This is a genomic window from Amycolatopsis stemonae (genome assembly GCF_054781455.1).
In genome coordinates this window covers 87,748-108,023 of record NZ_BAAGUJ010000010.1, presented here as the reverse complement: position 1 = coordinate 108,023, position 20,276 = coordinate 87,748, and the positions used below count along the sequence as shown (strand labels likewise).

Annotated in this window: 18 protein-coding genes; 8 read left to right on the top strand and 10 right to left on the bottom strand. The window is 71.0% G+C overall.

Going from position 1 to position 20,276, the window contains the following annotated elements:
* Positions 1-4 precede the first annotated feature (4 nt).
* Together ACYVLJ_RS32320 and ACYVLJ_RS32315 are read left to right on the top strand one after the other, a co-directional pair.
* Positions 5-1,234, top strand: coding sequence for an MFS transporter (locus ACYVLJ_RS32320; RefSeq protein WP_460441516.1), 1,230 nt, complete (start codon positions 5-7; stop codon positions 1,232-1,234).
* Positions 1,231-2,163: a TolB family protein gene (locus ACYVLJ_RS32315; RefSeq protein ID WP_460441515.1), complete on the top strand. Its 933-nt coding sequence runs from the start codon at positions 1,231-1,233 to the stop codon at positions 2,161-2,163. Before ACYVLJ_RS32320 ends, ACYVLJ_RS32315 begins: the two co-directional genes overlap by 4 nt.
* Here ACYVLJ_RS32315 and ACYVLJ_RS32310 read toward each other — a convergent pair.
* Positions 2,153-2,725 carry a TetR/AcrR family transcriptional regulator gene (locus ACYVLJ_RS32310; RefSeq protein WP_451974786.1) on the bottom strand — a complete coding sequence of 191 codons (573 nt, stop codon included), beginning with the start codon at positions 2,723-2,725 and terminating at the stop codon, positions 2,153-2,155. The two genes, ACYVLJ_RS32315 and ACYVLJ_RS32310, sit on opposite strands and share 11 nt — an antisense overlap.
* Before the next feature lie 78 nt (positions 2,726-2,803).
* Between ACYVLJ_RS32310 and ACYVLJ_RS32305 the strand changes: the two genes are divergently transcribed.
* Entirely contained in the window at positions 2,804-4,186 is a 1,383-nt protein-coding gene (locus tag ACYVLJ_RS32305) for a cytochrome P450 (RefSeq protein ID WP_460441514.1), read from the top strand.
* On the opposite strand, the gene iolD is transcribed toward ACYVLJ_RS32305, so the two are convergent.
* The 7 genes from iolD to ACYVLJ_RS32270 form a co-directional block, all read right to left on the bottom strand.
* Positions 4,171-6,006 (bottom strand): 3D-(3,5/4)-trihydroxycyclohexane-1,2-dione acylhydrolase (decyclizing), encoded by a 1,836-nt coding sequence (iolD, locus tag ACYVLJ_RS32300; RefSeq protein ID WP_460441513.1) that lies wholly within the window; start codon positions 6,004-6,006, stop codon positions 4,171-4,173. The genes ACYVLJ_RS32305 and iolD overlap by 16 nt on opposite strands.
* Positions 6,003-6,893: a 5-deoxy-glucuronate isomerase gene (gene iolB / locus ACYVLJ_RS32295; RefSeq protein WP_451975187.1), complete on the bottom strand. Its 891-nt coding sequence runs from the start codon at positions 6,891-6,893 to the stop codon at positions 6,003-6,005. The genes iolD and iolB overlap by 4 nt, the downstream gene beginning before the upstream one ends.
* Before the next feature lie 118 nt (positions 6,894-7,011).
* A complete protein-coding gene (gene iolC / locus ACYVLJ_RS32290; RefSeq protein ID WP_460441512.1) occupies positions 7,012-7,941 on the bottom strand; it encodes a carbohydrate kinase family protein in 930 nt (309 codons plus the stop codon).
* Positions 7,938-8,717 (bottom strand): sugar ABC transporter ATP-binding protein, encoded by a 780-nt coding sequence (locus tag ACYVLJ_RS32285; protein ID WP_460441511.1) that lies wholly within the window; start codon positions 8,715-8,717, stop codon positions 7,938-7,940. Before ACYVLJ_RS32285 ends, iolC begins: the two co-directional genes overlap by 4 nt.
* Positions 8,714-9,757, bottom strand: coding sequence for an ABC transporter permease (locus ACYVLJ_RS32280; RefSeq protein ID WP_451974776.1), 1,044 nt, complete (start codon positions 9,755-9,757; stop codon positions 8,714-8,716). The genes ACYVLJ_RS32285 and ACYVLJ_RS32280 overlap by 4 nt, the downstream gene beginning before the upstream one ends.
* Entirely contained in the window at positions 9,757-10,755 is a 999-nt protein-coding gene (locus tag ACYVLJ_RS32275) for a sugar ABC transporter substrate-binding protein (protein WP_460441619.1), read from the bottom strand. Before ACYVLJ_RS32275 ends, ACYVLJ_RS32280 begins: the two co-directional genes overlap by 1 nt.
* 38 nt (positions 10,756-10,793) lie before the next feature.
* Entirely contained in the window at positions 10,794-11,672 is an 879-nt protein-coding gene (locus tag ACYVLJ_RS32270; RefSeq protein WP_451974774.1) for a TIM barrel protein, read from the bottom strand.
* Positions 11,673-11,786: 114 nt separating this feature from the next.
* On the opposite strand from ACYVLJ_RS32270, the gene ACYVLJ_RS32265 reads away from it, so the two are divergent.
* Positions 11,787-12,806, top strand: coding sequence for a LacI family DNA-binding transcriptional regulator (locus tag ACYVLJ_RS32265; protein WP_460441510.1), 1,020 nt, complete (start codon positions 11,787-11,789; stop codon positions 12,804-12,806).
* A complete protein-coding gene (locus ACYVLJ_RS32260; protein WP_451974770.1) occupies positions 12,803-13,801 on the top strand; it encodes a Gfo/Idh/MocA family protein in 999 nt (332 codons plus the stop codon). Before ACYVLJ_RS32265 ends, ACYVLJ_RS32260 begins: the two co-directional genes overlap by 4 nt.
* 69 nt (positions 13,802-13,870) lie before the next feature.
* On the opposite strand, the gene ACYVLJ_RS32255 is transcribed toward ACYVLJ_RS32260, so the two are convergent.
* Together ACYVLJ_RS32255 and asnB are read right to left on the bottom strand one after the other, a co-directional pair.
* Positions 13,871-14,191 (bottom strand): hypothetical protein, encoded by a 321-nt coding sequence (locus ACYVLJ_RS32255; RefSeq protein WP_451974768.1) that lies wholly within the window; start codon positions 14,189-14,191, stop codon positions 13,871-13,873.
* A 34-nt stretch (positions 14,192-14,225) separates the two neighbouring features.
* The gene (gene asnB, locus ACYVLJ_RS32250) at positions 14,226-16,067 is read right to left on the bottom strand and encodes an asparagine synthetase B family protein (protein WP_460441509.1); all 1,842 of its coding nucleotides are present in this window, start codon (positions 16,065-16,067) and stop codon (positions 14,226-14,228) included.
* Positions 16,068-16,465: 398 nt separating this feature from the next.
* On the opposite strand from asnB, the gene kdpF reads away from it, so the two are divergent.
* From kdpF to kdpB, 3 genes are read left to right on the top strand one after another with little or no spacing between them, the layout of a single operon-like run.
* Complete coding sequence (gene kdpF, locus ACYVLJ_RS32245; RefSeq protein ID WP_451974764.1) at positions 16,466-16,567, top strand: K(+)-transporting ATPase subunit F; 102 nt, start codon at positions 16,466-16,468, stop codon at positions 16,565-16,567.
* Positions 16,567-18,228 carry a potassium-transporting ATPase subunit KdpA gene (kdpA, locus tag ACYVLJ_RS32240; protein ID WP_460441508.1) on the top strand — a complete coding sequence of 554 codons (1,662 nt, stop codon included), beginning with the start codon at positions 16,567-16,569 and terminating at the stop codon, positions 18,226-18,228. The genes kdpF and kdpA overlap by 1 nt, the downstream gene beginning before the upstream one ends.
* Complete coding sequence (gene kdpB, locus ACYVLJ_RS32235) at positions 18,225-20,273, top strand: potassium-transporting ATPase subunit KdpB (RefSeq protein WP_460441507.1); 2,049 nt, start codon at positions 18,225-18,227, stop codon at positions 20,271-20,273. Before kdpA ends, kdpB begins: the two co-directional genes overlap by 4 nt.
* Positions 20,274-20,276: the final 3 nt, after the last annotated feature.

Here is a 20,276-nt window from a genome sequence, read left to right as displayed (position 1 = left end):
CGGCATGTACATCGCGGCAAGCCGTACCTCGGACCTGGCGGCGGGCGAAGACCGGAAGCCCGCGTTGAAGCGGGTTTCCGCCAACGTCGTGGCGCTCGGCATGGTCAGCCTGGTCACCGACGTCTCCTCGGAGATGGTCACCGCCGTCCTCCCGCTCTACCTGGTGCTCGGCCTCGGCCTGAACCCGCTGCAGTTCGGGCTGCTCGACGGGCTCTACGCCGGCGCCACGGCCCTCGTGCGGGTGCTCGGCGGGCACCTGGCCGACCGGTGGCGGCGGCTCAAGGCTGTCGCCGGGTTCGGGTACGGCTTGTCCGCGGTGGCCAAGCTCGGGCTGATCGCGGCCGGCTCGTCGGTCGCCGCGATCGGCGTCGTCCTCGCCGCCGACCGCACCGGCAAGGGCCTGCGCACCGCCCCGCGCGACGCCCTGATCTCGCTCAGCAGCGAGCCCGGCGCGCTCGGCCGGTCGTTCGGCGTGCACCGCGCGCTCGACACGGTCGGCGCGTTCCTCGGCCCGCTGGTGGCCATGGCGGTGCTCGCGCTGAGCCTCGGCAGCTACACGAGCGTGTTCTTCACCAGCTTCTGCGTCGCGGCGATCGCCGTGCTGCTGCTGGCTTTGTTCGTGAAAGACCACGCCGGATCGGTCGAACGCGCGGCCGTCTCCGCGCGGGCCGCGTTCGGGCTGCTGAAACAGCGCGACTTCCGGCGCGTGACGCTCTGGGCCGCGCTGCTCGGCCTGGTGACGGTCGGCGACTCCTTCGTCTACCTCGTCCTGCAGCGGCGCTGGGAGATCGCGGCGACGTTCTTCCCGCTGCTGCCGCTCGGCACGGCCGGCGTCTACCTGGTGCTGGCCGTGCCGCTGGGCAAGCTCGCCGACCGCGTCGGCCGCTGGCCGGTGTTCCTCGGCGGGCACGTCGCGCTGTGCCTGGCCCTGCTGCTGCTCTGCGGCCCGGCCGCGCTGCCCTTCGCGGTCGTCGCGCTCGGCCTGCACGGCGTGTTCTACGCGGCCACCGACGGCGTCCTCATGGCCGCCGCCGGCCCGCTCATCCCGGCCGGCCTGCGCGCCACCGGGATGGCGGTCGTGCAGACCGGGCAGGCGGGCGCGCGCATGCTCTCGTCCGTCCTCTTCGGACTGGCGTGGACGGTCTGGGACCTGCGGCCCGCGGTGCTCGTCGCCGCGGGCTGCCTGGCCGCCGTCGCCCTCGCCGCCGCTCTCGTGAAACCGGTGCGCCCGTGAAGAAACTCGTCCTCGCCGTCACCGGCACGGTCCTCCTGGTGGCCGCGGCCGTCACGTACACCGTCAGCGCCCGCCACGACACCGCCGCCGCCGAACCTGCCGCGCAGCTCACGCTGAGCCCCGGACAACTGTTCTTCCGCGACACGGCCACCGGCCGCGTCGGCGTCGAGAACCAGGGAAAACGCCGGCTGAGCGGCCTGAAGTGCGACCGGTTCGCGGTCGCGAAGCAGACCGCGGTGTGCCTCGCGGTGCAGCCGGGCACGCTCCCGGCCGTGACCGACGTCCTCGTCCTCGACGACCACCTCGACGTCCGCCACACCGAAACCCTGCCGGGGACGCCGAGCCGCGCCCGGGTCTCCCCGGACGGCAAGCGCGTCTACTGGACGTTGTTCGTCACCGGCGACTCCTACGCGCAGACGGGGTTCTCGACGCGCGCAGGACTGTACGAAGTGGACACCGGACGCCTGGTCAAGACGATCGAGGAGCTGCCGGTCTTCCTCGACGGCAAGCGGTATTTCGCCGCGGACGTCAACTACTGGGGCATCACCTTCGCCCCGGACGGCAACCGCTTCTACGCCACCCTCGGCAGCAAGGGAAAGACCTACCTCGTCGAAGCCGACTACGCGCGTTACCGCGGGAAGGTCCTCAGGGAGAACGTCGAATGCCCGTCGCTGTCCCCGGACGGCACGCGGGTCGCGTTCAAGAAGAAGGTCGGCGAAGGCGTCTGGCGGCTGTCCGTGCTGGACCTGAAGAGCATGGAGGAGACCGCGCTGGCCGAACAGGGCAGCGTCGACGACCAGGCGCTGTGGCAGGACGACCACACCGTGCTCTACGGCCGGGACAACGCCGTCTGGGCGATCCCGGCGGACGGCTCCGGCGCGCCGCGGAAGCTGGCCGACGGCGCCGCCTCGCCGGCCGTCACGGGGTGACGCCGACCGCCGCGAACAACGTCCGCACGCACAGGTCGCGCAGCTCCTCCTGGGTGACTTTCGGCTGGTCGAGCCACTCGAGGATGGTCGTCGCGACGAACGCGAGCCAGCCGCGGACGGCCAGCCGCGTCACCTCGGTGACCGGGGTCAGCGGGCTCACGGCGTCGAGGATGCGGGCGGCGTTCGCGGCCTTCCCGGCCTCGCGGATCTCCCGGATCTCGCGGTCGGCGTCGCCCGCGGCGCGGTGCACGACCCGGTAGCCGTCCGGGTGGGTGCGGGCGAACTCGAGGTAGACGTCCAGCCCCCGGCTGAGCTGCTCGGCGACGGGCAGCGCCGGGTCGGGCTCGCTCATCGCCAGGAGCTGGTCGCGCTGGGCGCGGACGATCGAGGCGAAGAAGTCCTTCTTGGTGGGGAAGTAGTGGTACAGCAGGCCGCGCGAGACCTGCGCGATCTCGGCGACCTCTTCGATCCACACCTCGTCGTACGGCCGCTGCGCGAACAACCCGGCCCCGATCGTCAGGAGTTGCTCGCGCCGCTGTTCGGTGCTCAGCCTCGTCCGCATCCCCCGACCTTACTTGACACGGGTTCAGCAGCGGGGGATCGTGACCCTATTGGATCCGGGTTCAATAGGGGGTACGTCGTGGACACCACCGGGATTCCGCACCGGCCGGGCCGGTTGCCGGTGATCGGCGACCTCATCGGCGCCAACCCGCGCACGCCGCTGCAGGACACCCTGCGCATCGGCAAGCGGATCGGCCCGATCTTCACGCGCAAGATCTTCGGCTTCGAGATCGTCTTCGCCGGCGGGGTCGACCTCGTCACGCAGCTGAACGACGAGACCAAGTTCGGCAAGCACGTCGGCATGGGCATCGAAAACCTGCGCGCGCTCGCCGGCGACGGCCTGTTCACCGCCCACACCCACGAACCGAACTGGCGGCTCGCGCACGACATCCTGCAGCCGGCCTTCTCGGCCGAGGCGATGCGCCGCTACCACCCGGTCATGCTGGACGTCGCCCGCGAGCTCGTCGCGAGCTGGGACGCCGCGACCGGGCCGGTCGACGTCTCCGCCGACATGACCCGGCTGACCCTCGAGACGATCGGCCTCGCCGGGTTCGGCTACCGCTTCGGCTCGTTCGAACGCGCCGAGCCGCACCCGTTCGTCACGGCGATGCTCCGCGCGCTGCGGTACGCGCAGATGCAGAACGTCAAGCTGCCGTTCGTGCGGCGCGCGTTCGCCGGCACGGCCGAGCAGAACCGGGCCGACCTCGCGACCATGACGAACCTGGTCGACGAGGTCATCCAAGCCCGCCGCGAAGACGGCGGGGAGAGCCGCGACCTGCTCGGCCTGATGCTCACCGAAGGCCACCCGGCCACGGGCGAGCGCCTCGACCCGGTGAACATCCGCAACCAGGCCATCACGTTCGTCGTCGCCGGCCACGAGACGACGTCCGGCGCGCTGTCGTTCGCGTTGTACTACCTGACGCGCCATCCCGAGCTGCTCGCGAAGGCACGCGCCGAGGTCGACGCGGTGTGGGGCGACCGCGAGCCCGCCTTCGGGGACGTCGCGAAGCTGCGTTACGTGCGTCGCTGCCTCGACGAGGCGATGCGGCTCTGGCCGACCGCGCCCGGCTACGCCCGCGAAGCGCGCGAAGACGTCGTGCTCGGCGGGAAGTACCCCATGGCCAAGGGCGATTGGGTGCTCGTGCCGCTCCCGCTGGTGCACCGCGATCCCGCGGTCTGGCCGGACCCCGAGCGGTTCGACCCGGACCGCTTCGAGCCCGCCGCGGTGAAGAAGCGGCCGGCGCAGGCGTACAAGCCGTTCGGGACGGGCGAGCGCGCCTGCATCGGCCGGCAGTTCGCCCTGCACGAAGCCGTGCTGGCGCTCGGCATGGTGCTGCAGCGCTACGACTTCGACGTCGACCCGGCGTACGAGCTGGAGATCGCCGAGTCGCTGACGCTCAAGCCGAGCGGCTTCACCTTGCGGCCCCGCGTCCGCGCCGCCGTCCTTCAGGGCTGCAGGTAGCGCACCTGCCCGGGCTTTTCGCGCGCGTACTCGTCGTGCCCGGCGAGGTGCTCGGGGACGCCGACCTCCCACCAGGCGCCCGCTTCGGTCCACGACGACGGCTGCGTCTTCACCACGACCACCGCCGGACGGCGCTCGGTCACGGCCGCCTCGCGCGCGGCTGCGTACGAGGTGCGCAACGAGTCCACTGTGGATGCCGAGAACGTCAGGCAGCCCAGGGACTCCGCGTGCCGTGCGAAGTCGACTCGCGGTGGCGAAGCGTGCGAAGTCGTGCAGTCGGCGTAGAAGTTGTTGAACGGCTTCCCGCCCTGTCCCTCCTGGAGCCGCGCGATCACCGCGTAGCCGTCGTTGTCGCACACGACCGCGACGAACGGGTGGCCCGCGAAAGCCGCCGAGAACAGCTCGGAGTTCAGCATCAGGTACGAGCCGTCGCCCAGCAGCGTCGTGACCAGACCCGGGTGCGCGATCGCCGCGCCCCACGCGCCGGACAGCTCGTAGCCCATGCACGAGAACCCGTACTCGACGTCCATCGAGAGCGAGCCGGAGCCGCGCCAGCCGCCGATCAGCTCGCCCGGCAGGCCGCCGGACGCCGTCATGACGTAGTCGTCCGCCGCCGACAGGTCGTTCACCACGCCCACGACCTGCGCGTACGACGGGATTTCGGCGGCTGCGGAACGCAGCGAGTCGATGTGCGCGTCCCACTTCGCGCGTTCGGCCGAGGCTTGCGACGTCCACGACGGGTCGACGCGCCAGCTCTCCAGCTGGGCGGCGAGGTCGGTCAGGCCCGCGTCGGCGTCGCCGACGACCGCCAGCGCGCCGTGCTTGACCGCGTCGAACCGGGCCGCGTTCAGCGTGACCAGCCGGACGTCGGGGGAGAAGACCGTCCAGGACGCCGTCGTGAAGTCCTGCAACCGTGTGCCGACCGCGAAGACCACGTCGGCGGCGGCCGCGACGGCGTTCGCCGACGTCGAGCCGGTGATGCCCAGCGGTCCCGCGTGCAACGGGTGCGCGTGTGGCACCAGCGTGCGACCCGCGGTCGTCTCCACCAGCGGAATGCCGTGCCTCTCGGCGAAGTCGAGGGCGCGCCGGCCGGCGCCGGAGTACCGGACGCCGCCGCCGAGCACCATGAGCGGGCGGCGGGAAGCGCGAAGGACGCTCGCCGCCTCGGTGACCGAGCGCCGGTCCGGGCGCGGCCGCAACGGCCGGTGCAGCACGGGTTCGAACAGCGCGTCCGGGAAGTCGTACGTCTCCGCCTGGACGTCCTGGGGCAAGGCGAGGACGACCGGTCCGGCGTCGGCCGGGTCGGTGAGCACCCGCGCGACCTGCGGCAACGTCGAGAGCAGCTGCTCGGGCCGGGTGATCCGGTCGAAGTAGCGCGAGACGGCGCGGAAGGCGTCGTTCACCGTCGCGGTCGCGTCGCCGAACGGCTCGATCTGCTGCAGCACCGGGTCCGGCGCGCGGCCGGCGAACGTGTCGCCGGGCAGCAGGAGCACCGGCAGCCGGTTCGCGTGCGCGACCCCGGCCGCGGTGACCGTGTTCAGCGCGCCCGGCCCGATCGACGTCGTCACGACGCCGACCTGCCGCCGGTGCGTGGCCTTCGCGTAGCCGACCGCCGCGAGGGCCATGCCCTGCTCGGTGTGCCCGCGCCACACGGGGATCTCGCCGCGGTGCTCTTCGAGCGCGGTGCCGAGGCCGAGGACGTTGCCGTGCCCGAAGATCGCGAACACCCCCGGGAACAGCGGGACTTCGCGGCCGTCGAGGGTTTCGGAGCGCTGCGCCAGGAGCCAGCGGACCAGCGCCTGCGCCGTCGTCAGCTTCACCGGACCCGCCCTTCGTGGCTCGTCACCGGGCAGCGCGGGTCGAGGTCCTGGCCGGCCCACGTGTCGCGGACCCAGCCGTGCGCGGGGTCGTCGCAGAACGCCATCGAGCGTTCGCCGGCCGGCCCGGCCAGGACGTTCAGGTAGTACATCGGGTAGCCCGGCGCGGCCACGCACGGTCCGTGGTAACCGCGCGGGATCAGGAAGACGTCGTGGTCGCGCACGGCGACGTCCTCGTCCAGGTCGCCGTCCGTCGTGTACGTGCGGTGCAGGCCGAAGCCTTCGCGAGACGGCGTGACGCCGTCGCGGCCCGCGATGCGGAAGTAGTAGATCTCCTCGTTGACGACCTCGCACTCGGTCGCTTCGTCGTGCTTGTGCGGCGGGTAGGACGACCAGTTCCCGCCCGGCGTGACCAGCTCGCACGCGTTGAGTTTGTCGGCGTGGTCCCACACCCCGGGCACGCCGAAGTTGGTCACCTGCCGCGTCGCCTGCCCGGCGCCGCGCACTTCGACCGGCACGTTCTCGGCCGGGCCGTAGCGCGCTTCGAGGCGACGCGTGCAGCGCGCCATCGGCAGCGCGACCGTCAGACCGTCCACTGTCGACAACTCGACTTCGGCGTCGCGCGGCACGTACGCGAAGTCCGTGACGCGCGTGAACACCGACTCACGGCCTCGCAGCTCGAAGACCTGGCCGTCGACACGGACCGTCGCCGAACCCGACAGCGGCAGCACGAACGCCTCGAACTCGCCGGTGTGCAGGATCCGCACTTCGCGTGGGGCCAGGGTCAGCACCCGCAGGCCGCAGTAGGTCCAGCCCGCGGTGTCGGGGGTGAGCCGGACCGGGTCGGCGTCGTCGGACAGCGTCCCGAACGGGCGGTGCAGTTTGCTCACTTCGCGGCCTCCAAGACCTTTCGCGGCGGCACGGGCGTTTCCGTCGGGCCGGGGGAGCGGGGTGCGGACGACCTCGGGCGGCGGCAGCGCGGTTCGCGCCGGCGTTCGTCCGTGCGGATCACAGCAGCTCCTCGATCTCCTCGGCGGTCGGCATCGCGTCGGCGCAGGCCAGCCGGGACGCGACCAGCGCGCCCGCCGCGTTCGCGTACCCGGCGAGGCGCACCGGGTCCCAGCCCGAGAGCAGGCCGTGGATCAGGGCGCCGCCGAAACCGTCGCCGGCGCCGAGCCCGCAGACGACCTCGACGCGTTGCGGCGGCACGGTCCAGCGCCCGTCCGGGGTCGCCACCAGGACCCCGTCCGCGCCCTTCTTGATCACCGCGAGCCGCAGCCCGCGCTCGAGCATGCGGTCCGCGGCGGTGTCCGGGTCGGCGGTGCCGACGGCGACCTCGGCCTCGGTCCGGTTGCCGACCGCGACCGTGACGTGGTCGAGCAGCCCGCCGATCTCTTCGCGCGCCTGGTCCACCGAAGGCCAGAACATCGGCCGGTAGTCGAGGTCCAGGACGGTGTGCTCGCGGCGGCCGCGGGTTTCGAGGATCTTCCGCTGGGTCGTCCGGGCGGGCTCGGTCGAGACACCCGTGCCGGTGACCCACAGCAGCGGCACCGACTCGACGACGTCCCACGGCACGTCCTCGTCGGTGAGCGTGAGGTCGGGCGCGATGGGGGAGCGGTAGAACAGCAGCGGCGGGTCCGCGGGCGGGTTCAGCTCGCAGAACACCACCGGCGTCTGCAGGTCTTCCGACGTGCCCACGAAGGCCGGTGAGACGCCGAAGCCGCCGAGGGCCTGCCGGACGTAGTCGCCGAAGCCGTCCGGGCCGACCTTCGTGAGGACCGCGGTCGACCGGCCGAGCCGCGCGGCGGCGACCGCGACGTTGGTCGCGGTCCCGCCGAGCGACTTGGCGAACGTGCTGACCCCGGCCAGGGGCACGCCGCTCTGCTCCGGGTAGAGGTCCACCCCGACCCGGCCGATCGTCAGTGCTTCCAGGTTCACGCCTTTTCCACCTGGCGCAGTTCGTGTTCGAGGGCTTCCAGTTCGGCACCGCCCGCCATCTGCCGGGTCAGCTCGTTGATGCCGATCTCGGACTTCTCGTACGACCCGAGCGCGGCACCCCGCTTGAGCAGCAGGAACCGGTCGGCGACGGGGTAGGCGTGGTGCGGGTTGTGCGTGATCAGCACGACGCCGAGCCCGCGGTCGCGAGCCTGCGCGACGTACTTGAGCACGACGCCGGCCTGCTTGACGCCCAGCGCGGCGGTCGGCTCGTCGAGGATCAGCACCTTCGCGCCGAAGTACACCGCCCGCGCGATCGCGACGCACTGGCGCTCGCCACCCGAGAGCGTCCCGACGGGCTGCTCGACGTCGCGCAGGTCGATGCCCATGTCGGACAACGCCTTCTTGGTCGTCTCGCGGCCCTTGCGCCGGTCCAGGAACCGGACCGGGCCGAACCCGGCCGTCGGCTCCGAGCCGAGGAAGAAGTTCCGCCAGACGCTCATCAGCGGCACCACCGCGAGGTCCTGGTACACGGTCGCGATGCCGTGGTCCAGGGCCTCACGCGGGGAGGAGAACCGCACCGGCTGCCCGTCGACGAGGAACTCGCCGCGGTCGTGCTGGTGCACCCCGGCCAGGATCTTGATCAGTGTGGACTTCCCGGCGCCGTTGTCGCCGAGCACGCAGGTCACCTCGCCCGCGTTGACCACAGTGGACACCTCGCGCAGCGCGATCACGCTGCCGTAGGTCTTCCCGATGTCCTTCACTTCGATCAAGCTCATCGGCGTACCCTCTCCGCGCGCCGCCGGAAGGCGTTGTTCACCAGGACCGCGGCCAGCAGCATGATGCCGAGGAACAGCATGAACCAGTCGCTGTTCCACTGCGCGAACACGATGCCCTGGCGCGCCATGCCGAAGATCAGCGCGCCGATCGCCGCGCCCACCGCCGAGCCGAACCCGCCGGTGAGCAGGCAGCCGCCGATCACCGCCGCGATGATGTACTGGAACTCCAGCCCGATGCCCTGGTTGGCCTGCACGCTGGTGAACCGCAGGATGTTGATCGAGCCGACCAGCCACGCGCCGAGCGCGGTGCCCATGAACAGCAGGATCTTCGTGCGCACCACCGGCACGCCGACCGAGCGGGCCGACACCTGCGACCCGCCGACCGCGAAGACCCAGTTGCCGAACCGGGTGCGCACGAGCAGCACCGCCGCGATCGCCGTGACGATCACCCACCACACGATCGACGCCTGGAACTCGGTGCCGCCGATGGTGAACGTGGACGCGAAGAGCGCGCCGGCCGACTCGTAGCCGCTCGTCGAGCGCATCCCCGACACCTGGACGGTGCCGGTGACCAGCCGCGTCACGCCGAGGTTCAGCCCCTGCAGGGCCAGGAACGACCCCAGCGTGACGATGAAGCTCGGCAGCCCGGTGCGCATCACCAGCCAGCCGTTGAACGCGCCCACGCAGAGCGCGAACACCAGCGAGGCGGCCAGCGCCGCCCAGACGTTCCAGCCCGCCTGCGTGGCCAGCGTCGCGGTGACCAGCGACGTCGACGCCGTCATCACGCCCGCCGAAAGGTCGAACTCGCCCCCCACCATGAGCAGCGCGACCACCACGGCCATGATGCCGAGCGTCGCCGAGTCGTCGAGCCAGGTCGCCACCCCGAGCGGGCTGAGGAACTGGCCGGTGACCACGGAGAAGAAGACGAAGACGAGCACGGCGCCGAGCAGCGCGCCGATCTCGGGCCGGACGACCAGCCGGTCGGTCAGGCCCTTCTTCCCCACGCGTTCGTCGGGCTGGGCTTGGATCGCCGCGGTCATCAGCGGGTGCCGCGCTGCGCGTACGGGGCCACGGTGTCGATGTTGGTCTTGTCGACGAAGCCGGGGCCGGTCTGCACCGGATGGCCGCCGCCGATGGTGTTGCCGTTCTCCTTGTACAGCTTGAGGAACACGATCGGCAGGTAGCCCTGCTCGTACTGCTGCTGGTCGACGGCGAAGAGGATGCTGCCGTCCTTGATGGCCGCGACGACGTCGGCGTTGAGGTCGAAGGTCGCCACCTGCGCCTTGGAGCTCGCCTCCTTGGCCGCGCTCACCGCGCGGGCCGCGACCTGCGAGTTCAGCGCCAGCACCGCGTCGATCGACGGGTCGGACTGCAGTGCGCCGCGGATGCGCGCCTGCGCGTCGGTCGGGTTGGAGATGTCGACCTGCAGCGTGGTGACGTTGCCGAAGGACTGCTTCGCGCCGTCGCAGCGCTGGTTCTGGCCGATGTTGCCGGCTTCGTGGATGACGCAGAGCAGCTTCGTCTTGCCCGCGGCCTTGAGCCGCTGCCCGGCGCCCTGGCCCGCGAGGCCTTCGCTCTGCCCGACGTGCGCGATCGCGCCGAACGCCGCGCTGGAGTCTTCGCCGGAGTTGATGGTGATCACCGGGATGCCGGCCTTGACCGCGTTCTGGATCGACGTCTGTAGGGCCTGCGGGTTCGCCATCGAAACGACCAGGCCGCCGACCTTCTGCGCGACGGCGTTGTCGATCAGCCGGGCCTGGTTGCCGGGGTCGCCGTCGGCGAAGTAGTCGACGCCGACGTTGAGGTCCTTGCCCGCCTGCTCGGCACCGTTCTTCACGACGTTCCAGAAGGCGTCACCGGCGGTGCCGTGCGTGATCACGGCGACCTTGAGCGGACCACCGGAACTCGGTGCCGCCGCCGGTGAACTCGAGCTGGAGCTGTTCGAGTTGTCGGCGCTCGGGCCACTGCAGGCGGCCAGTACGAGCCCGGCGGCGGCGATCGCCGCCGCCATCTTTTTGCCAGAGAACTTCGCCGCCATCTTTTTGCTGGAGAACACAGTCACTCCTTTGGGACCGATTACAGGGAGTCGATGATCGTCGAGAGGTGGGCCAGGCTGCGCTCGGTGTCCCGCCGGGGTACGTCGTCGGGGCTCGAGTCGCCGAGGGCGGTGTCCTGTTCGAGGACGTACCAGCCGTCGTAGCCGGCCGCCTGGACGGAGCGCACCATCGACGCCACGTCCACATCCCCCTCGCCGAGCGGGGTGTAGATGCCCCGTCCGACCGCTTCGGTGTAGGCCAGCCGGCCGCTTCGGACGTCGGCCGCCAGGTCTTCTCGGACGTCTTTCAAGTGCACGTGCCCCACTCGTTCGGGAAAGCGCTTCGCCAGCTCGACCGGATCCGTCCCGCCGATCATCAGGTGCCCGGTGTCCAGGCACAAGCCGAGATCGGAGTCGCGCAGGAACCGCTCGACCTCCGCCTGCTGCTCCACGTGCGTCCCGACGTGCGGGTGCAGCACGGTGCGCAGGCCGTGGCGGGCGGCGATGTCGCGGATCCTGCCCGCCGTGTCGACGAGCGTCGCCCATTCGGCGTCGGTGAGCTTCGGGCGTTCGTCGTAGCCGTCGAGCCCGGTCGCGGCGGCGAGCACGAGGACGTCACCCCCGCACGCGGCGAACAGCGCGGCCGACTCTTCGGCTTCCTTCAGCGCGTGGTCCTGATCGGCGTGCAACACGACGGCGAGGAAGCCGCCGACGAGCGTCAGGTCGTGCTTCCCGAGCAGCTCCCGCAGTTCGGCCGGGTCGCGCGGGAGGTACCCGGGCGGGCCCAGTTCGGTGGCCTGGACGCCGAGGGCCGCCATCTCGCCGAGCACGGTCGCCGCGTCCAGCACCCGGCCCCAGCCCGGGACTTCGCAGACGCCCCAGGAGATCGGGGCGGCCGCCACGCGGATCGTCGCTGTCACAAGGGGCCTCCGGTGGTCCGTTGGAGCGCTCTATTGATTAGAGCGCTCTAATCTTGTAGCGTCCGTCACACCAAGTCAAGGCCGAGTTTCCGGTGATCAGGGGAGGTGCACCGCATGCGTCCGACGATGGAGGACGTCGCCGCGCGAGCGGGGGTTTCCCGCGCGCTGGTCTCCCTGGTGATGAGGAACTCCCCGAAGGTCTCCGACGCCCGCCGCGCGGCCGTCCTGCGTGCGGCCGAGGAGCTGGGCTACCAGCCGCACGTCATGGCGCGGTCCCTGGCCAGCCGGACGTCGACGGTGCTCGGGGTGATGGTCAACGACCTGCGCAACGCCTTCTTCGCCGACGTCGTCGAGGGATTGGACGCGGCCGCGCAAGCGGCGGGCTTCGACCTCGTGCTGAACACCGGCGGCCGCAGCCCCGCGCGGGAGGGGAACGCCCTGCGCAGCCTGCTTTCCTTCCGCCCGGCCGGGGTCATCCTGCTCTCGCCGGTCGTGCCCGCGTCGGCCATCGAAGCCGCGGCGCGGCAGTGCCCGGTGGTGCTGGTTTCCCGTACGTCGCGGGCGTCCGGTGTGGACACGGTGAACGACGACGGCGAGGCGGGGTCGGGGCTGGCCGTCGACCACCTCGTCGGCCTGGGGCACCGGCGCATCGCGCACCTCGACGGCGGCGGCGCGGCCGGGGCGGCCCAGCGGCGCCGCGGGTTCCAGGCGGCGATGCGGCGCCACGGCCTCGAGCCGGTCGTGGTGCGCAGCGAGCACACCGACACCGCGGGCGAGAAGTCGGTGCGGGAGCTGCTGGCGACGTATTCACGCGCCGAGCTGCCGACGGGTTTGGTGGCGGGCAACGACTTCAACGCCGTCGGGGCCATCTCGGCCCTGGAGGAAGCCGGGCTGCGCGTGCCCGAGGACGTCTCGGTCGTCGGCTACGACAACACCTCGCTCGCGGCGCTGCGGCACCTGTCACTGACCACAGTGGACCAGCCGCGCACGGAAATGGGCCGGCTGGCCTTCGAAGCGCTGATCGAGCGCGTCCGCGGGGAGCGCACGGAGCCGGTCCGGCACCTGCTGCACCCGTCCCTGGTGGTCCGCGCGACCACCGCCGGGTTTTCTGCTACAGGAGGAGCACCACGATGAGGTTGGGACTGGCGGGCACCGGCCGGATCGGCACCGCGCACGCGGAGACGCTGAAGGGCTTCGAGGAGGTCGAGTCGGTCGTCGTGGCCGACGTCGACCCGGCGCGGGCCGCGTCCGCCGCCGCGAAGCTGGGCGTCGAAACGACTTCCCTCGGCGAGCTGTTCACCGCGGGGCTCGACGGGCTGGTCGTCACGGCGGCCACCGACGCGCACCCGGGCCTGATCATCGCGGCGGTCGACGCGGGCATCCCGGTGTTCTGCGAGAAGCCGGTCGCCGCGGACATCCCCGGCACCCTGGCCGTGATCGACCGCATCGACGCCTCGGACGTCCCGGTGCAGATCGGCTTCCAGCGCCGGTTCGACGCGGGCTACGCGGCGGCTCGCGCGGCCGTCGCGTCCGGCGAGCTGGGCTGGCTGCACACGCTGCGCGCGACGACGTTCGACCCGGCGCCCCCGCCGGCGGAGTACGTCGCGCACTCGGGCGGGCTCTTCCGCGACTGCGGCGTGCACGACTTCGACGTCGTCCGCTGGGTCAGCGGCCGCGAGATCGACGAGGTCTACGCGATCGGCGCCAATCGCGGCGAGCGGTTCTTCGCCGACGCGGGCGACGTCGACACGGCGGCGGCGACGCTCACCCTGGACGACGGCACCCTGGCGACGGTGTCCCTGACCCGCTACAACGGCGCGGGCTACGACGTGCGGCTGGAGGCGCTGGGCTCGGTGTCCGGCGTGGTGGTCGGCCTGGACGACCGCGCCCCGCTGCGGTCGGTCGAGCCGGGCGTCGCGCCGCTGCCCGGCCCGGCGTACCCCGGGTTCATGGAGCGGTTCCGCCCGGCGTACACGACGGAGCTGCGGGCGTTCCTGGACGTCGTCGCGGGCCGTTCGCCTTCGCCGTGCGTCGCGGCGGACGCGCTGGAGGCGTTCTACATCGCGGAGGCCTGCGAGGTGTCCCGCCGCGAACGGCGGCCGGTGAAGCTGACCGAAGTCCGGCGCTGATCAGGGCGCGGGAGCAACGTCCGCGGCACGCCCGAAACCCGCCTGGGCCGGTGGCGGCGCGACCCGCCTCTACAGCCGGGCCTGACCCCGCTCGCCGGCCCCGGCCAGCCGCGGCAGGATCTCCGTCCGGACGTACTCCAGCGCGTCGCGGTCCGGCAGGATGTGCGGCCCCTGCACCCAGCGCACGCCGTGCCGCACGGCCGCCGCCGTGACGCGCTCGCGCAGCGGGCCCGCCACCCCCGCGCCCAGGACCAAGGCGTCCACCAAGCCCAAACGCGAAAGGACAGCTTCCTCCGAAGCGACGCCGTCCGCGGCGAGACCCGCCGCGGACAGCGCCGCCGTCACCCTCGAGACCGTGGCCGGGTTGCGGCCGAACAGGAGCACCTTCATGCTCCCGAGCCTCACACCTCAAGGGCACTCGAAGTCAAGACAGCTGCAGCTCCGGCCGGTACATGTCGATCCAGTGGTACAGGTCGAGCAGCCGGTCCAGGCCGATGCGCATCGCCGGGTCCATGGTCGCCGAGTCCACTTCGGACGCGCGGTGCGCCCAGGCGCGGTCGACCAGGTCGAACACCTGGTGGCCCGGCTCGGCCAGCACCTCCTTGACCTGCTGCTGCAGCGCCGCCGCGTAGCCCGGGTCCTGCGTCGAGGGGTACGGGCTCTTCACGCGGTCGCGCACCGAGTCCGGCAGCACGTGCTTGGTCGCGTGGCGCAGGAGGCTCTTCTCCCGGCCGTCGAACGTCTTCAGCGACCACGGCGTGTTGTAGACGTACTCGACCAGCCGGTGGTCGCAGAACGGCACGCGGACCTCCAGGCCCACCGCCATCGACGCGCGGTCCTTGCGGTCGAGCAGCATCCGCACGAACCGGGTCAGGTGCAGGTTGCAGATCGTCCGCATCCGGGCTTCCCGCTCCGACTCGCCGTCCAGGTGCTCGACGCCCGCGACCGCGGTCTTGTACTGGTCGGCGATGTAGGACTCGACGTCGAGGTTCTTCACCAGCTCCGGCGTGTAGAGCGACGACCGCTCGTCCATCATCGAGTTCCGGAACGCCAGCCACGGGAACGTGTCCGCGTTGACGGCCTTCTCGTCGTGGAACCAGCGGTAGCCGCCGAACACCTCGTCGGCCGACTCGCCCGACAGCGCCACCGTCGACTCGCCGCGGATCGCCTTGAACAGCAGGTACAGCGACGTGTCCATGTCGCCGAGCCCGGCCGGGATGTCCCGTGCCCGCAGCACCGCGCGCCGGACCTCGGGGTCGGTCAGGTCGCCCGGGTTGAGCACGACGTCCTTGTGCGCCGAGCCGACCAGGGACGCGACGTCGCGCACGAACGGCGAGTCCGCGGTGTCCCGCATCTCGTCCGGCTTGAAGTTCTCTTCCTGGCCGAAGAAGTCGACCGAGAACGTCCGCAGCCGCTCGCCCTGCTCGGCCAGCCGCGCGGCGGCGAGCCCGGTGACGGCACTCGAATCGAGGCCGCCGGACAGCAGCACGCACCGCGGGACGTCCGCGACGAGCTGGCGGTGCACGATGTCCGTCATCAGCTCGCGGACGCGCGCGACCGTGGTCTCCTGGTCGTCGGTGTGCTGCTTCGCGTCGAGCTTCCAGTACGTGCGGGTCCTGATGCCCTCGCGGGACACCGTGACGAGCGTGCCCGGCTGGACCTCTTCCATGTCCTTCCACAGCGACCAGCCCGGCCGCTTGGTGAAGCCGGCCAGCTCGCGGAAGCCGTCGAGGTCGACGACCTTCTTCGAGATCGGGTTCGCCAGGATGGCCTTAGGCTCGGAACCGAACAGCACGCCGTCGGGGGTCGGGTAGTAGTAGAACGGCTTGATGCCCATCCGGTCGCGGATCATGACGAGCTTGTCGTCGCGCTCGTCCCAGATCGCGAAGGCGTACATGCCGTTGAGGTGGTCGACGACCTCGTCGCCCCACTGCAGGTAGCCGTGCAGGACGACCTCGGTGTCGCTGTCGGTCTCCCACTGGTGGCCGAGCTTCGTCAGCTCTTCCTTCAGCTCGGTGAAGTTGTACGCCTCACCGCTGTAGACCATCGCGACGTCGCCGTTCGGGGTGCGCACCGACATCGGCTGCCGCCCGCCGGGAAGGTCGATGATGGCCAGGCGCCGGTGCCCCAGCGCGACGTGCGTGCGCACCCAGGTGCCTTCGTCGTCCGGGCCGCGGCAGGACATGGTCGCGGTCATGGCGTCGACCACGTCGCCGCGGCGGGTGAGGTCGGCGTCGAAGGAAACCCAGCCGGCGATACCGCACATAGTTGCCCCTCCCTGAATTTGCTTAGCCAATACAACTATCGGTAACACAGGTGTAACACGCTCTGTCGATCTTGTCTGCCCGAATTGCACTTTCCGCACTTGTTCGGTCACGCGGTGTGTCGCGAGTCACTGACCAACTGCATACAGTGATTAATCGGCAAACGTTTGCGTGACCGGCGCCACCGGCCATAAAGACGCCGTAAACGCGTGTCAGGAACGCATCAAGGCACCATCAGCCGCAGGTCGCGACCGGGTCCCGGAGCCGCACAGTGAACGCGTCCGGTCACCGAACCCGGTGACCCGTCTTGAGAGGTGCCTGTGGCCGACTTGCTCTACGCCGTCCTGCTGATCGGCGTGTTCGTGGTGCTCGCACTGGCGCTGCGCGGGCTGGAGAAGCTGTGAGCGGCGCCGGAACTCCTGCCAACGTCGTCGGCGGACTGCTGGCGCTGGGCCTTCTCGTCTACCTGTTCATCGCGCTGATCCGGCCGGAGAAATTCTGATGTCCGACACCGCGGCCGGGCTCATCCAGCTCGGCCTCCTCCTCGCCGCCCTCGCCGCGGTCTACAAACCGCTCGGCGACTACCTGGCGCACGTCTTCTCGACCGAGAAGCACCTGAAGTTCGAGAAGGGCCTGTACAAGCTCTTCCGCGTCAACCCGGACTCCGAACAGCGGTGGCCGACCTACGCCGCGGGCGTGCTGGGCTTCTCGTTCGTCTCGATCGTCCTGCTCTACTTGCTGCAGCGGCTGCAGCCGCTCCTGCCGTGGAACCTGGGGCGCGGCTCGGTGAGCCCGGCGGTCGCCTTCAACACGGCGGTCTCGTTCGTCACCAACACGAACTGGCAGTCCTACGTCCCCGAGACGACGATGGGCCACTTCGTGCAGATGGCCGGGCTGACCGTGCAGAACTTCCTGTCGGCCGCCGTCGGCCTCGCCGTGGCGATCGCCGTCACGCGCGGGTTCGTCCGCGCGAAGACCGACCGGCTCGGCAACTTCTGGGTGGACCTCACGCGCGGCACGATCCGCGTGCTGCTGCCGATGGCGTTCGTCTTCGCGATCGTGCTCGTGGCCCTGGGCGTCGTGCAGAGCCTCAAGGCCGGCGTCGCCGTCACGAACCCGGACGGCAGCCACAGCACCCTCGCCCTCGCGCCCGCCGCGAGCCAGGAGGCGATCAAGGAACTGGGCACCAACGGCGGTGGCATCCTCAACGCCAACTCCGCGCACCCCTTCGAGAACCCCAACGCCTGGACCAACCTCATCGAGCTGTTCCTGATCCTGGTGATCCCGGTCAGCCTCACCCGCGCGTTCGGCAAGCTCGTCGGCAAGCCCAAGCAGGGCTACGTCCTGCTCGGCGTGATGGGCCTGCTGTGGGCCGCCTCGCTGGTGATCATCTGGTTCTCCGAAGCCAAGGCGAGCAACCCGGCGGCCCTGGCCGCGGGGGCGAGCATGGAGGGCAAGGAGCAGCGGTTCGGCATCGGCCTGACGTCGATCTTCGCCGACACGACCACGGGCACGTCGACCGGCGCGATCAACGGCGCCCACGACAGCCTGTCGAGCCTCGGCGGCGGCGGACCGCTGCTGAACATGCTCTACGGCGAGATCTCGCCGGGCGGCGTCGGCACCGGCCTCTACGGCATCCTCGTGATGGCGATCATCGCGATGTTCCTGGCCGGCCTGATGGTCGGGCGGACGCCCGAGTACCTGGGCAAGAAGCTCGGCAAGCGCGAAGTCACGGCAGCGGCCATCTCGATGCTCGCGATGCCCACGGTGGTGCTGCTCGGCGCCGGGATCGCGTTGCTGCTGCCGGACACCGCCGGTGCGCTGGGCAACGGCGGCGCGCACGGGCTGTCCGAAATCCTCTACGGCTACGCGTCCACCGGCAACAACAACGGCAGCGCGTTCGGCGGCCTGACCGCGACGAACGACTGGTTCCAGTCGTCGTTCGGCGTGGCGATGCTGCTCGGCCGGTTCGTCCCGATCATCGCCGTGCTCTGCCTGGCCGGGTCCCTGGCCGAGCAGCGCAGGGTGCCGGAAACCGCCGGCACCCTGCCCACCACCGGGCCGCTGTTCGCCACCATGCTCACCGGCACGGTGGTGCTCGTCGCGGCCCTCACGTTCATCCCGGCGCTCGCGCTCGGGCCAATCGCGGAGGCACTCGCATGACCGTCACCGAAGAACGACCCCAGGTGACTCCCCCGTCCGAAGCCACCGGCCGCGTCGGCGCCGGGGTGTTCAGCCCCCGCCAGCTCTGGACGTCGCTGCCGGACGCCTTCCGGAAGCTCAACCCGAAGCACCAGCTCGGCAACCCGGTGATGTTCGTGGTGTGGGTGGGCTCCGCGCTCACCACCGTCTTCGCGATCACCGACCCGAGCGTCTTCACCATCCTCATCGCCGTGTGGCTGTGGTTCACGGTCCTGTTCGCGAACCTCGCCGAGGCCGTCGCCGAAGGGCGCGGCAAGGCGCAGGCGGAAAGCCTGCGGCGGTCGAAGAAGGAGACCGTCGCCCGCCGGCTCACCGACGCCGGCGAGGAGCAGGTCCCGGGTGTCGAGCTGAAGATCGGCGACCTGGTCGTCGTCGAGGCGGGGCAGGTCATCCCGGGTGACGGCGATGTCGTCGAGGGCATCGCGACCGTCGACGAGTCGGCCATCACCGGCGAGTCCGCGCCGGTCATCCGCGAGTCCGGCGGCGACCGCAGCGCCGTCACCGGCGGCACGACCGTGCTGAGCGACCGGATCGTCGTGAAGATCACGACCAGGCCGGGCGAGTCCTTTGTGGACCGCATGATCGCGTTGGTGGAAGGCGCTTCGCGGCAGAAGACGCCGAACGAGATCGCGCTGACCATCCTGCTCTCGACGTTGACGATCATCTTCCTGCTCGCCGTCGTCGCGCTGCAGCCGATGTCCCGCTACTCCGGGTCCGAGCAGTCGGTGATCGTGCTGACGGCGTTGCTCGTGTGCCTGATCCCGACGACGATCGGCGCGCTGCTGAGCGCCATCGGCATCGCGGGCATGGACCGGCTGGTGCAGCGCAACGTCCTCGCGACGTCCGGCCGCGCGGTAGAAGCCGCGGGCGACGTCTCGACACTGCTGCTCGACAAGACCGGCACCATCACCTTCGGCAACCGCCGGGCCACCGAGCTGATCCCGGTCGGCACGGCCACCCCGGACGAGCTGGCCCGGGCCGCGCGCCTGGCGAGCCTCGCCGACGAGACCCCCGAAGGCCGCAGCGTCGTCGAGCTGACGTCGGAGTACGCGGACCAGGACGTGCGCGGCGAGTTCGTCCCGTTCACCGCCCAGACCCGGATGTCCGGCCTCGACGTCGGCGACCGGCGGATCCGCAAGGGCGCCGCGTCCGCGGTGCGCGCGTGGGTGCGCGAAAACGGCGGCGACTACCCCGACGAGACCGAGCGCGTGGTCGACGAGATCAGCGCCCAGGGGGGCACCCCGCTGGTCGTCGCCGAGGACTCCGTGGTGCGCGGCGTGATCCGGCTGTCCGACGTCGTCAAGCCGGGCATGAAGGAGCGCTTCGGGGAACTGCGCACGATGGGCATCAAGACGGTGATGATCACCGGCGACAACCCGCTCACGGCCAAGGCCATCGCCGAGGACGCGGGCGTCGACGACTACCTCGCCGAGGCCAAGCCCGAAGACAAGATGGCGCTCATCAAGAAGGAGCAGGAGGGCGGCCGCCTGGTCGCGATGACCGGCGACGGCACCAACGACGCGCCCGCGCTCGCGCAGTCCGACGTCGGCGTCGCGATGAACACCGGCACGTCGGCCGCGAAGGAGGCCGGCAACATGGTCGACCTCGACAGCGACCCGACGAAGCTGATCGAGATCGTCGAGATCGGCAAGCAGCTGCTGATCACCCGCGGCGCGCTGACGACGTTCAGCGTCGCCAACGACCTCGCGAAGTACTTCGCGATCCTGCCGGCGATGTTCACCGGCATCTTCGCCCAGCTCGGCGCGCTGAACATCATGCACCTGGCGACGCCGAAGTCGGCGATCCTGTCGGCGGTCATCTTCAACGCGCTGATCATCGTCGTGCTCATCCCGCTGGCCCTGCGCGGCGTGCGGTACAAGCCGTCGTCGGCCTCGGCCCTGCTGCGCCGCAACCTGCTCGTCTACGGCCTCGGCGGGATCGTCAGCCCCTTCCTCGGGATCTGGCTGATCGACCTGCTCGTGCGCCTCATCCCTGGAATCGGGTGACCC

Bases quoted from the DNA above. Each gene is read 5' to 3' on its own strand.
- ACYVLJ_RS32320 (WP_460441516.1), top strand. From the start codon at position 5: ATGTACATCGCGGCAAGCCGTACCTCGGACCTGGCGGCGGGCGAAGAC.
- ACYVLJ_RS32310 (WP_451974786.1), bottom strand. From the start codon at position 2,725: ATGCGGACGAGGCTGAGCACCGAACAGCGGCGCGAGCAACTCCTGACG.
- ACYVLJ_RS32285 (WP_460441511.1), bottom strand. From the start codon at position 8,717: ATGAGCTTGATCGAAGTGAAGGACATCGGGAAGACCTACGGCAGCGTG.
- ACYVLJ_RS32280 (WP_451974776.1), bottom strand. From the start codon at position 9,757: ATGACCGCGGCGATCCAAGCCCAGCCCGACGAACGCGTGGGGAAGAAG.
- ACYVLJ_RS32275 (WP_460441619.1), bottom strand. From the start codon at position 10,755: ATGGCGGCGAAGTTCTCTGGCAAAAAGATGGCGGCGGCGATCGCCGCC.
- ACYVLJ_RS32265 (WP_460441510.1), top strand. From the start codon at position 11,787: ATGCGTCCGACGATGGAGGACGTCGCCGCGCGAGCGGGGGTTTCCCGC.
- ACYVLJ_RS32260 (WP_451974770.1), top strand. From the start codon at position 12,803: ATGAGGTTGGGACTGGCGGGCACCGGCCGGATCGGCACCGCGCACGCG.
- ACYVLJ_RS32255 (WP_451974768.1), bottom strand. From the start codon at position 14,191: ATGAAGGTGCTCCTGTTCGGCCGCAACCCGGCCACGGTCTCGAGGGTG.
- asnB (WP_460441509.1), bottom strand. From the start codon at position 16,067: ATGTGCGGTATCGCCGGCTGGGTTTCCTTCGACGCCGACCTCACCCGC.
- kdpA (WP_460441508.1), top strand. From the start codon at position 16,567: ATGTCCGACACCGCGGCCGGGCTCATCCAGCTCGGCCTCCTCCTCGCC.
- kdpB (WP_460441507.1), top strand. From the start codon at position 18,225: ATGACCGTCACCGAAGAACGACCCCAGGTGACTCCCCCGTCCGAAGCC.